Source organism: Mesobacillus maritimus (genome assembly GCF_044803185.1).
Taxonomy (GTDB): domain Bacteria; phylum Bacillota; class Bacilli; order Bacillales; family Cytobacillaceae; genus Mesobacillus_B; species Mesobacillus_B maritimus_B.
Genome location: NZ_CP085225.1, coordinates 1343416 through 1356109, shown reverse-complemented (window position 1 = coordinate 1356109; position 12694 = coordinate 1343416). Strand labels below are relative to the sequence as shown.

The following is a 12694-nucleotide window of genomic DNA, read 5'->3' as shown; positions in this document are numbered from 1 at the left end:
TTTTTCCGCCAGCCAGTCTAAGTTAGGCGTTTTGATTTCTGAACCATAACTCCTAAATCAGAAAAGCCTGAATCATCCAATACGATAAATACAACATTTGATTTAGATTCACCATTCAGATTCTCTACTTTTTTATTTTGATTTTTATTCTCATTGTTGTTTTCCTTCGCCGAAACAGATTCAGATGTTGAACACCCATTTAATATAAATGCTGAAGCCATGGCAACCACTGTACCAAATACTGACAATTTAGTTAAATATGATCTTGGGAATATCCTTTTTTCTTTCACTGCTATTCACCTTCTTTTTAAAAATAAAGGTCAGTCCTTACCACCTCATATATAGAGCTTTTTAATAGAGTAAAAGCAGAATATAGAGGTTTTAAGAGACTGACCCTTCTGGATAGTTCATTTAAATTAATTTATATAACTATCAATTATTCACAATAGTTTTTTTGAAAACGGGTTTGTCCTGTAATCTAAGATCGAAGTTTAAATGAGATGAATAAAAATCATTATCTAACCCTTTTTCAGCACCAGCATGTTTCTCTAATTTCGTGATTAAGCTGCCACGTACACCTTGTGCTACATCATCTTCTAAATATTCATCGCCCTCAAAGTAAACTTGTGTGATTAGTCGGTCCCCATTCGATGGTTGGAACAATAGGTGTAAATGCGCAGGACGGAATTCATGATGATCAATCCATTTTAAAAATTCACCAGACGGCCCATCTGTTGGAACTCCATAGTTCCCTGGCACAACGGTCTTGATTTCAAAATCACCATTTTCATCCGTGTAAAATACACCGCGTAAATTGCCTTCCGGAATGCCTTCTCCAAAATAAGAATACTCACCATTGGTGTCCGCTTGCCACATGTCAACTTTTGTGTTTGCCAATGGATTCCCTTCTGTATCTCTTACTGTTCCTGAAAAATATAGAACGTCACCTGGTTCATTTTCACGTTGTGGTAATACCCCTGGGTTTTCTATTTTTTTCTGATCATCAATGTAGTAAGGTCCTAAAAGACAAGGTTCTGTACCCTTTACATTTTTATACATTTCTTGTAGTGCATGCGTTTCTAAGAAGACATCCATAAACAATGGAATTTCCCCAGCTCTGCCTAAGCGGTCTAACCAATTAACTAGCTCTCTGTAGTCATTATGATCAATCTCATACTCGCTGATCAATTCTTTAAATTTTACTACGAATCCTTCGAATGCATTGATTACTCTTTCATTTTTCATGTTTATATCCCCCATTTTTCGTTTTTTAAATAACATATCCACTCTTCTGACTACCTCATCAAGCACAGCAACTGCGAAAAAATCACCGGAAACATTTTCTATTGCTTCCCCTTACTTCCTAAAAGCGATACGAACGGAGTTAATAATCACGATATTTGTCAATCTATGAAAATGTTAGTCAATCCATTGCTTGTTTATGTGATGATTGACTAATATCCCTTATCGTAATTACCATTTCCCCGTCCTTCCTATCCTAGCCTTAATAACGCTTACATTTCACCTTACACCCATTCATGCATTGAATTTCAACAAAAAAGACCTTTTAAAAGGCGTCCATTAAAAAATGGAGACACTCATTTTAAAAGGCCTTTCGTTTACTAAGGTAGATTAAAAAAGGTTGTTTTTTAATCGTTAATAAACCGGCGATTGAATATTCAAATTTGTAAGCGATTTAGTAATTATAGTATAACTAATAACCTACTACTTTTGCAACACTATAATAAAAAAATTTTCAAAATTATCCATTTTATTAAACTTGCATATTCTCAATAATTGTTGAGATTCCTAATCCACCTGCAATACATAGTGTGACTAATCCATATTTTTTGCCCGTTCTCTCAAGTTCATGGAGTAGCTTTGTTAGTAGGATCGCACCTGTAGCACCAATTGGGTGTCCCATTGCAATAGCACCGCCATTTGGATTTACTTTTTCAATATCCAAACCTAGCTCCTTGATACAGCCAAGAGCTTGGGCAGCAAACGCTTCATTTAATTCAATCACATCAAGGTCAGCCACCGTTAAATTCGTTTGTTTTAATGCCTTTAAAGTGGCATGGACTGGACCCATTCCCATAAATTCTGGAGAGCATCCCGCTGCCGCCTGCGCAATGATGCGTGCTTTTGGTTTGTAGCCGCGTTTAAGCGCTTCCTCTTCGGACATGACTAGCAAGGCTGCCGCTCCGTCATTACGACCGCTAGAGTTCCCTGCTGTAACCGAGCCGCCATCTTTAAATACAGGCTTTAACCCAGCAAGCTTTTCCAATGTTGTCTCACGAGGATGTTCGTCCATTTGAAATTGGATCGTTCCTTTTCTGCTTTTAATTGCAAATGGCACGATTTCTTTATTAAAATAACCTTTTTCAATCGCATTCTTCGCATTCACTTGACTTCTTAAAGCAAACTCATCCTGCTCTTCCCGAGAAATTGAATATTTTTCCGCAATATTTTCTGCAGTAACACCCATGATTAAATCGCCATATACTTCTCTTGGCTGTGAACCTGGCTGACTCGCCGTATTTGGATCCTTTAACAGGGTGTCCCCTGCTTTGATGCCAAAACGCACCTGATTTACATAATATGGAGCTGTGCTCATCGACTCGGCTCCACCAGCAATGATAATATCGCTAAGACCGGAGAGAATTTGCTGTGCTGCATTATTAACGGCCTGTACACCAGAACCGCATTGTCTATGAACGGTGTAAGCTGGAACATCGACCGGAATCCCCGCTCTTAGCGCTGCGACTCTTGCTAGGTTTGACACATCCGCATTTTGCTTCGCTTGCCCCATGACAACTTCCTCAATTGCACTACTTTCCATACCAGTTCGGGTAATTAATTCCTCAATGACTTTCGCTCCAAGTAAATCTACTGTTTCATTTCCAAGTGTTCCACCCAACTTCCCAATAGCTGTCCGTACAGAGTCAATAATTACAACGTTTTTCAAGTCATCATCCCCAGTATAATTTTGCTGTTATTTTTCTTGTAAAAAATTATCGTGATATTTTTGGTGAGCGACTTTTAATGCAACGATCAATGCTTGTTGAGAAGGTATCATAAAATCTGTTTCCACATTTTTAATAAGAAGACTGATTTCCTTGCTGAAATCCGTCCCAACAATCATCCGTTTAAAATAGTCTTTTGCAAGATCTGTAATAAAAGTTGCCTCGGCATTCACAATAACATGTGATTGCTTATTAATCTCCAACATAACGCCCATTTGCTTATTATTTTCGTACAATGATGTATTTTGCGGAGCCTTTGCATAAGCCGTTAAAAAAACCGTTTCCATTCCCATGATTTCAACTTCCTTTCAAGAGATCTATCATTAGTTTAACAAATCTCTTGATGAATCAGGAACCTTTAGTTTAGATTATAGGAAAATTCACGTGCATAATGCTTTACTTTATCTAAATCGATTTCCATGCCAAAACCGGGGCCTTCTGGTATGACGATTTCAAAGTTCTCAAATTGCAGGTCATTCACAGTAATACGATCCTGATATAGCATCGGTCCAAATATTTCTATTCCAAATTCAAATTCGGAAATCGTCGCATACACAGACGCGCAGACGGCTGTTCCCAGGCTTGATTCAATCATGGATCCTCCGTATAAACCAAAGCCTGCACCTTCAGCTATTGCCGCAACCTTCTTTGTTTCCATCAACCCACCGTGCTTGCACGGTTTTAGAGCGATGCAGTTTCCGTAGCGGTGCTTAGCAATTTGAAAAATTTCGTGAAGACCAGTAGCGGATTCATCCGCCATAATTGGCACCTTGAATCGTTCAGTTAAGCGAGCCATTCCTTCATAATTCCATGTTGGCAACGGCTGCTCCACCATGGAAACACCGCCCTCCTCTAGGGCTTCGATACAGTAATTGGCTGTTTTTTCATCCCAAGCCTGGTTGACATCAACCGTAACACGAGCCTGATCCCCAACGGCTGCGATGATTTTTAAGACATGATCAACATTTTTATAAGGATCGCCTTTACCAATCTTTAATTTAAAAATATTGTGACGTTTTTGGTGTAAAAACTCTTTTGCCTCTTCAATATCCTTTGCTGTATCTCCGCTTGCCAGTGTCCATGCAAGTGGAAGGGAATCATGAATCTTGCCTCCTAATAATTCATAGGCAGGTATATTTTTACTTTTTGCCAATAAATCGATCATCGCCGCTTCAACAACTGCTTTCGCAAAGTTATTTCCTCTTACAGCCTTCGATACCTGAAACATGATTTTTGAAAAATGAGCCGGGTCTTTGCCAATTAAAAGCGGTGTAATATATTTATCGATATTGGCCTTAATTGCTTCAGGGGTCCCTTCACCGTAGGAAGCACCACCAATCGTTGCCATTTCTGCCCATCCCTCTAAGCCGGATTCATTTATAATACGGGCAACTACTATCGATTGTGCCGTGATCGTATGCATCGCCAGCTGGTGCGGACGGATGGTCGGAATATCCAGTATATATATATCAACTGAGCGTATACCCATTTTATTCATCCCCTAATTGTGTGATAAAATCTGCCTCTGTGTTCGCGCGGACCTCTTCAATCCTGACTCCCGGCATTAATTCAATTAATCTAAGCGTTTTGTCCACGACTTCAAATACAGCCAGCTCGGTAATAATTTTGTCTACACTTCTTGTTGATGTAATTGGATAGGTGCATTCTTTTAAAATTTTGCTGCTTCCATCTTTATTGGTGTGGGACATCGCAAGAATTACTCTTTTTGCACCAACTAGAAGATCCATAGCACCGCCGACTCCCATGATGTTTTTACCAGGAACAGCCCAATTTGCAATTACACCAGTTTGATCTACCTGAAGAACACCAAGAATCGCCACATCAATATGCCCCCCGCGAATCATCGCAAACGAATCAGCACTATTAAAATAAGAGGCGCCTACCGCCTCACCAACCGGCAACTTTCCAGCATTGACAAGGTTTGGGTCGATGTCCTGCTCTTCGACATCCGTGACACCTAGGAGTCCGTTTTCAGTGTGCAAGTAGACATTGTCATCATGAATATATTCTGCAACTAGGGTTGGAATCCCAATCCCAAGGTTGACGGTGCAAGGCCCAGATAATTCCTTTGCTGCTCGCTTTGCAATTAAATGCTGGATCTCTGTCTTACTTATCGCTCTTGAATTCGCACTCATTTACTTACAACCCCTTCCTTTGTTAATACTTGCTGCGCTTCAACAATATAATCCACATATAAATGAGGCGTAACAATTTCTTCTGGCAAAAGTTCACCAGGCTGTACAATTTCATCCACTTCAACGATGACAATGTCAGCTGCTGTTGCCATGAGTGGGTTAAAATTCCGGGCTGTTTTGTAATAAACGAGGTTTCCGAGGGTGTCTGCTTTTCGGGCACGAATTAAAGAAACATTTGAGCGAATCGCCGGTTCAAATATATATTTCTCGCCATTAATTTCTCGTTCTTCCTTCCCTTCCGAGAGCTGTGTGCCAACACCAGTTGTAGTATAATAGCCGCCTAATCCAGCTCCGCCAGCACGCATCGATTCAGCCAATGTTCCCTGTGGAAGTAATTGTAGCTCGATTTCTCCTTTTTGATATTTAGCCCCGACATCCCGGTTACTTGTAAAATAAGAGCCAATCGCTTTTTTGATTTTATTTTGATTTAAGAGGATTCCGAGCCCTTTTCCTGATTCACCCAGATTATTGCTGATAATGGTTAAATCCTTTACCTCTAGCTTTGTAAGGCCATCTATTAAGGTTAGCGGGGCCCCAATAAGACCAAATCCCCCCACCATGACGGTATCACCATTTTTTACGACAGAAAGAGCTTCATGAATGTCCTGTTTAATTTTCGTCATCATTTTTCCTCCGTTCTAAGGAATCGCTAAGTTCAAACCATGTTGGAATGCCGGCAGTAAGGATGCAAATGTAGCCCAAATCGGCTAGGTCAGCTTCAGAAACCCCTACCTGCCTCGCTTTTTCAATCCATGGGACTGCATCCTGCCCTCTTAATTGAATAATGAAGTTTCCTACCATATTTAAGTGTTTTAAGCGGGTAGAGACTGTTCCATCTTGTAAGATTTTCTCTTCAATTGCATGTTTATTTCCTGTTTTGATCACCTCTAAGGTCTCTTCTACGAAGCTTTTATCTTCAGTACCCATCCAACTGAGGACGGTTTCCATAACTTCATCCGTTGTTTCAGGGTGTGCTTGCTCGACAGAGACCCCTTTTAGCTGGAGTGCATAGGATAATGCTTCAAGTGATGTTTTAAGTGATTTCACACCGTTGTAAAGATAAGAAACAAGGAAATATTCCGCTAATTCGGGAATGGTCAGGCCATGGTCCAATGCCCCCTTTGTGTGGTACACCATACTGCGCGGGTATAGTCTTGCCGCATTCATGCTGGCAATCAGCACGTCTTTTTCCTTGCGTGAAAGCACTGTATTACGAAACGCCTCTCCTCTGATTTCGGTATAGGTATCGAGCATGGTTGGATTATAATCATGCATTTTCTGTACCCAATCGGGCACAGTATCGTACACTTCCTTAAAGTAAGCTAGGCCTTTACTCATTAGTTATTTACCTCCTTTTGGAGAAATTCCTCGATAGACTGATTAATGTCTGAGCGGTTTTCAAAGACCATTGTATAGTGGTTGCAATCTGAAATGACTGTTGTAATATTTTTCGTGTATTCTTGCGTCTCTTCATAGTCGCTTAGGTAAAAAAGCGGCGGCATGGTGCCGATTTCTCCCTTTGCATAGACGAGAAGGACCGGACAGTATATTTTTGAACAAACTTCTTTTGGGTTATATAGATAAAAGCTTTCGAAGTCTGCAAGAATTCTAGATTCCGTGGATTTGTTTTCCCAATGGTTTCCCACTGGGCCAACTTCGTATTCAACGGTTTCCTGAAGAGTTTGGTTCCAGGTGATCCCCAGTTTGCTATAGAGTGCTTTGATTTCTTCTACATAGTGTTCCTGCGATTGATACTCCTTGCTGAGCCGCGCTAGGGAAGGCTTGACAATCGCTTGCTGGTGATTAGACATTTTTGCCGCTCCATCAAGGAGTACGACAGCCTTAACTGTTTCGAGCTTGCTTGCAACAATCGATGAGATAAAAGCTCCCATTGAGTGTCCCAGTAAAATTGGACTCTCAATGTTAAGTTCTTTAATGAGCCCGAGAATATCCTCAACGTGTTTAAAAATGGATGGCTCCGGGTCCGTTTCAGCGCTGTTGCCACGTCCACGCAGGTCAACGGCAATAAAGCGGTATTCCCCCTTAAATTTCTCTGCATAATAATGCATATTTTTGTGAGTTCCGGTTAAGCCGTGGATAGCGACGATTGGACCCTTCACTCCAGGATAATCGGCTATCTGAATATCGTTTCCGTTAATGTTTTTTTTATATAGTTTCATCGTAACACCTCATTCTATGGAAATGGTTTGGTTTGTGGCTAGCGGCAGCGGGCAAAATGGTAATTGCAAGTGGCCGGTTTCTGCTACGCATCGTTTTTCAAAATAAAAAAGGCCTTTTAAAAATGGCAGATTGCATTTGAGATCAAATGTAATCGCTCATTTTTAAAAGGCCGTCACGTTTATTAAGGTAAATTAACAACGGGTTAGTTTTTAATCGTTAATAAACAGGCTATTTATTGTATGCGTTTTCTTTATTATGAATCATTTTCAAATTAATTTCAATATATTTATAGAATTTTTTAGGAAATGGGTGGGATTGGAAAGTTAGAGGAAGTGGCTAGAAGGAGTGCCTGGTATAGTAAATAGGTTCAAACAATAAAAAAGACCATCGTTTTCATTGTAAAATGGAAGTACCTATCACAGAACTTCCTATTTACACTACCCTACCAAGGAGATGAAAACGATGGTTTATTCATTATTGAATCCAAAAGTGACAGGAGACATCCAATTTATGGAAGGTACCTGTCAGTACTCCGTGCACTGGCACGCCCGGAATTTGTCATTTATTGTCGATAAAAATACTCCTAGGTCATAAAGCTTACATACAAAATGGCCCAGTCTAGTGACTGAGCCAAACAGCTTTTTATTAATCCTTATGAACAAGTTGCGCGACACACTCCACATGTGTCGTATGCGGAAACAAATCAACTGGTTGAACGACTTCTAACGTATAACCAAATTGCTCTAGTTCTTTAATATCTGTCGCAAATGTTTCTGGATTACATGAAACATATACGATACGCTCTGGCTGGGCACGGCCAATTCTTCTCATGACTTTCCCACCTGCACCTGAACGTGGAGGATCAAGTAAGAGCAATTCTGGTGTCCCAAAGCTTTCTAATACTTCATCAATCCCTTTGCGCGCATCCTTTGCTAGGAAGTAGGTGTTATCAAGACCATTATCAAGCGCATTTCGCTTTGCTGATTCAATAGAGGTCTCGACAATTTCAATGCCTGCTAGTTTCCCTACTCTGCTTGCAAACGGAAGCGAAAACGTCCCAACGCCACAGAAAAGATCAATCATTTTTTCACTTTTCTTTGGTTGTGCCATTTCAATCGCTATATCAACTAATTTCTGGGCTTGTACCGGGTTCGTTTGGAAAAACGTATCAAACCAAAGTCGGAAACGATAGCCATCCATTTCATCGTAGATAAAGTCTCTTCCAGCTAATAGATGCGTCTTTTCTGATTGAGTACGGTCCGCCCAATCCGTGTTTTCTAACCACATCAAGCTTTTCACTGCAGGAAACTTTTCACCGATTCGCTTGACTAAATCATCAGCCGCTTGTTTTAAATGCTCTTCTGGCGATTCTGTGGCAAATAAGCCTAGCATAATCTCCCCTGTTGCGAACGATTGTCTAACCATTAAGTGGCGAAGCAACCCTTCATGTAAGTCTTTGTCATATCCCTTTAGCTGGTGGTCTTTCACCCATTCAGCCACTTCCATTGCCGCTTCAACCATTTCTTTCCCTGCGATTAAGCAAGTCTCAAGGGAGATAATTTTACGGAAATTGCCTTGTTCATGCAGTCCAAGTGAACCATCCACTGCGAAGGTAAACTCCATTTTATTTCGATAATGCCATGGATTATCGGCACCAATTGTATCTTGAACAAGGTCAGGATTGAACCCTTGTGCTTCAATCATCTGTTTTACATGGGAAGTTTTTTGATTTAATTGAGCATTGTATTCCCAATGCTGCCAGACACATCCGCCGCATTTTTCAAAATGTGGACACGCAGGTCCGATTCTATCGGCATTCATTTCGATGATTTCCTCAGGCATCGCCTTTCTTCTTTTACGATCAGGTTGATCAACTGTTACCTGAACCTTTTCACCAGGCAGTGTTTGCGGGATAGTTAATTTCAACTTTCGCTTATTGCCCAACTCGTTTTCACGCCAGACAACAGCCTGTCCGGAACCTTTTTCATCTAAATGATCTATTTCAACAACCATCGTTTCTGGTTTTATCAATGTTTGTACCTCCTACTACTTATCTATAAATCCACGCATCATAAAACTCTAGTATAAATCACAAATCAATATTTTTGAATGATAACTTGTTAGTAGATATTAACAGGGGAACGGGAAAGAAGTATTCACTGACCCTACATCGGATTTCATAGATTTTTAACACGCAACTCGCATACTTTGAAAACTCTATCAAATCAGATAATATAGAGGTAGGACAATTTTAGCATGGGAGGAATAGAGATGGAGTTAACTGTTTATTTAGCTGGACAGATTCATGATAACTGGAGAGACGAAGTGAAGTTGAAAGCGGAAGAAAGGAAGCTTCCTTTGAAGTTTGTATCTCCTCAAACAAACCATGATCGCTCGGATGATATCGGCGAGGCGGTATTGGGCAAACAACCAAGTAAACTACATAAGGATGATGTAGCATCCGACATTAACAATTTAAGAACACAGGTCCTAATGCAGAAATCAGATATTGTGATTGCTTTATTTGGCGAAAAGTATAAGCAATGGAATACAGCGATGGATGCAAGCACCGCCATTGCTATGAATAAACCAACAATTATCATCAGACCTGAATCATTAATTCATCCATTAAAAGAGCTATCCAACAAGGCGAATGTAACCGTAGAAACGGTTGACCAGGCATTGGAAGTACTTAGTTATATTTACGAGTAGATTTATGAAATAAGCCAGACAAAAAGTATCTTGTCTGGCTTACTTTAATTCAAAATTTATATTATTTATTATCTATAGCTCAAAAAAATAGCTCTATTAATAGTAGATTATAAACAACCTTATTATGCCTTAGCTAATTCCTCTGAAAACAATAAATTCTGTAATCCGTGCAAGGCCTCTTGCTCATCAGGACCTTCTGCACTAATTTTGATTTCAGCTCCATAGCCAATTCCTAAAGCCATAACACCCATAATCGATTTTAGATTTACGGATTTCCCTTTATATTCGAGATTAATAGTAGAATCATACTTACTTGCATGTTGTACTAAAACGGTTGCAGGCCGTGCATGTATACCTTGATCGGCTATTATCTTGTATTGTTTTTCCTCCACTTAATTCTATCTCCTTATTTTCATTATAGTATATTGACAGTAGACAAAATTTACTAGTTAACCTCTACAAAGTTTGATATAAACGCTTCTTTATATTTTTTGACAACATGATTTACCGTAAAACCATATTGCTCTATCACTAATTCACCTTGTCCAGAAGCTCCAAATGTATCAATCCCAATGTTAATACCGTCCAACCCAGTATATTTGCCCCACCCTAGGCTGGATCCCATTTCAATCGAAACACGGTTACGGACACTACTTGGTAGAACAGATTCTTTATATTCTGCATCTTGTTGTTCAAAAATATCTAAACTTGGCACGGATACGACTGAAACTTGAATGCCCTCGGCAGCTAATTTTGCTTGAACATCGATTGCTAGTTTCACTTCAGAACCACTAGCCATCAAAATACCATCTGATGTTTCACGTTTTGATGGGGATAAAACATATGCACCTCTTTCAACACCTTCCGGGGCTTTTTCCAAAGTACCTTCTAGAATGGGGAGGTTTTGACGACTCAATACTAATATCGTCGGTGTTTCTTTTGATTCTATTGCTAATTTCCAAGCTTGTGAGACTTCATTCCCATCAGCTGGTCGAATCACGTTTACGTTTGGCATTGCCCGATAGGAGTCTAATTGTTCTATAGGCTCATGGGTAGGACCATCTTCTCCTACACCGATCGAGTCATGAGTAAAGACATAAATACCAGGTAACCTAGAGATAGCAGCTACACGTATGGCTGGCCGTAGGTAATCTGAGAATACGAAGAAAGTGCCAATATACGGGAGCGTACCTCCATATAAAATAATGCCATTTAGTATCGTCCCCATTGCAAACTCACGAACACCAAACCAAATATTGCGCCCGTCATAGGATTGTGGGGTAAAATCTTTTTCTGATTTAAGGATTGTATTATTAGAGGAACTTAAATCAGCTGAACCACCCCAGAAGTGAGGCAATCTCGCCCCGATTGCTTGAATAGTCGCTTCACTAGTTTTACGAGTAGCAGCTGATGCGTCCTCAATTGTATATTTCGGCAAGATATTGTCCCAGTTTTCTGGTAAGTCACCATTAAAGGCATCCTCAAATTGTTGAGCTAGTTCAGGAAAGGCTACTCTATACTTATCAAACAAAGCCTCCCATTCTGCTTCAATTTTTTCCCCTCGATCCATCAAGGCTTCCTTAAAACGGTCTGTCACTTCTAAAGGAACAGTAAATGGAGGGTAATCCCAATTATAAACTTCTTTTGTAATGGCAGTATTTACTTCTCCTAGTGGAGCTCCATGTACTTTATTTGTACCTTGGTTTGGCGCACCATAACCGATGACGGTTTTCACCTCAATCAGCGTTGGCTTATTCTTTTCCGTTTGAGCCAGTTTAATTGCTTTTGAGATTGCATGTAAATCATTACCATCTTCCACTAAAATATAATGCCATCCATAGGCTTCAAACCGACCAGCAACATCTTCTGTAAAAGTCATTGAGGTGGGACCATCTAAAGAGATATCGTTAGAATCATATAAAACGATTAATTTCCCTAGTTTTAAGTGGCCTGCTAAAGAGGCTGCTTCAGCAGAAACTCCCTCCATTAAATCTCCATCTCCACACAACGTGTATGTATAGTGGTCAACAAGGTTGTACCCCTCTTTGTTATACGTTGCACTCAAATGGGCTTCTGCCATAGCCATTCCTACTGCATTGGCGAATCCTTGCCCTAATGGACCAGTCGTTGCTTCAACACCATCCGTTTCACCAACTTCCGGATGACCAGGAGTACGACTATTGATTTGCCGGAAGTTCTTTAGATCTTCAACTGTCACATCATATCCAGCTAAATGTAATAAACTATAAAGTAAAGAGGAACCATGGCCAGCGGATAAAACAAAGCGATCACGATTCACCCATTTAGAATTTTTTGGATTTACGTTTAAATGTTTTGTCCATAATGTATAGGCCATTGGCGCAGCACCCATCGGCAATCCCGGATGCCCCGAATTTGCCTTGTTAATCGCTTCTATACTTAACATGCGTAAAGCATTAACGCCTAATTGATCGGTCTTATCAAACATGCTACTCATCCTCTAAATTTAATAGATTTCTATAACGAGATTTTCTCAAGTTCAACTAACACCAAAAGTTGACTATAAATAGTAAATAATAT

Annotated in this window: 13 protein-coding genes; 1 reads left to right on the top strand and 12 read right to left on the bottom strand. The window is 40.0% G+C overall.

Annotation, left to right across the window (positions count from 1 at the left end):
• Positions 1-17 precede the first annotated feature (17 nt).
• The 10 genes from LG336_RS06605 to rlmD form a co-directional block, all read right to left on the bottom strand.
• On the bottom strand, positions 18-290 hold the full coding sequence (locus LG336_RS06605; RefSeq protein ID WP_404331771.1) for a hypothetical protein: 273 nt from the start codon (positions 288-290) through the stop codon (positions 18-20).
• A gap of 142 nt (positions 291-432) precedes the next feature.
• Positions 433-1245: a dioxygenase gene (locus LG336_RS06600; protein ID WP_404331770.1), complete on the bottom strand. Its 813-nt coding sequence runs from the start codon at positions 1243-1245 to the stop codon at positions 433-435.
• Positions 1246-1774: 529 nt separating this feature from the next.
• Positions 1775-2968: a thiolase family protein gene (locus LG336_RS06595; protein ID WP_404331769.1), complete on the bottom strand. Its 1194-nt coding sequence runs from the start codon at positions 2966-2968 to the stop codon at positions 1775-1777.
• A gap of 27 nt (positions 2969-2995) precedes the next feature.
• A complete protein-coding gene (locus LG336_RS06590) occupies positions 2996-3319 on the bottom strand; it encodes a DUF3870 domain-containing protein (RefSeq protein ID WP_404331768.1) in 324 nt (107 codons plus the stop codon).
• Positions 3320-3384: 65 nt separating this feature from the next.
• Positions 3385-4515 (bottom strand): muconate cycloisomerase family protein, encoded by a 1131-nt coding sequence (locus LG336_RS06585; protein WP_404331767.1) that lies wholly within the window; start codon positions 4513-4515, stop codon positions 3385-3387.
• 1 nt (position 4516) lies between these two features.
• Positions 4517-5182 carry a 3-oxoacid CoA-transferase subunit B gene (locus tag LG336_RS06580; protein WP_404331766.1) on the bottom strand — a complete coding sequence of 222 codons (666 nt, stop codon included), beginning with the start codon at positions 5180-5182 and terminating at the stop codon, positions 4517-4519.
• A complete protein-coding gene (locus LG336_RS06575; RefSeq protein WP_404333109.1) occupies positions 5179-5865 on the bottom strand; it encodes a CoA transferase subunit A in 687 nt (228 codons plus the stop codon). Before LG336_RS06575 ends, LG336_RS06580 begins: the two co-directional genes overlap by 4 nt.
• Entirely contained in the window at positions 5852-6580 is a 729-nt protein-coding gene (locus LG336_RS06570) for a carboxymuconolactone decarboxylase family protein (protein WP_404331765.1), read from the bottom strand. The genes LG336_RS06575 and LG336_RS06570 overlap by 14 nt, the downstream gene beginning before the upstream one ends.
• Positions 6580-7422 carry an alpha/beta fold hydrolase gene (locus LG336_RS06565; RefSeq protein WP_404331764.1) on the bottom strand — a complete coding sequence of 281 codons (843 nt, stop codon included), beginning with the start codon at positions 7420-7422 and terminating at the stop codon, positions 6580-6582. Before LG336_RS06565 ends, LG336_RS06570 begins: the two co-directional genes overlap by 1 nt.
• 646 nt (positions 7423-8068) lie before the next feature.
• Positions 8069-9436, bottom strand: coding sequence for a 23S rRNA (uracil(1939)-C(5))-methyltransferase RlmD (rlmD, locus tag LG336_RS06560; protein ID WP_404333108.1), 1368 nt, complete (start codon positions 9434-9436; stop codon positions 8069-8071).
• 258 nt (positions 9437-9694) lie between these two features.
• Here rlmD and LG336_RS06555 point away from each other — a divergent pair, with 258 nt between their 5' ends.
• Positions 9695-10135, top strand: coding sequence for a YtoQ family protein (locus LG336_RS06555; RefSeq protein WP_404331763.1), 441 nt, complete (start codon positions 9695-9697; stop codon positions 10133-10135).
• A 122-nt stretch (positions 10136-10257) separates the two neighbouring features.
• On the opposite strand, the gene LG336_RS06550 is transcribed toward LG336_RS06555, so the two are convergent.
• Both LG336_RS06550 and tkt read right to left on the bottom strand, forming a co-directional pair.
• Positions 10258-10527, bottom strand: coding sequence for a phosphocarrier protein HPr (locus LG336_RS06550; protein ID WP_404331762.1), 270 nt, complete (start codon positions 10525-10527; stop codon positions 10258-10260).
• A gap of 53 nt (positions 10528-10580) precedes the next feature.
• Positions 10581-12602: a transketolase gene (gene tkt / locus LG336_RS06545; RefSeq protein ID WP_404331761.1), complete on the bottom strand. Its 2022-nt coding sequence runs from the start codon at positions 12600-12602 to the stop codon at positions 10581-10583.
• Positions 12603-12694 lie beyond the last annotated feature (92 nt).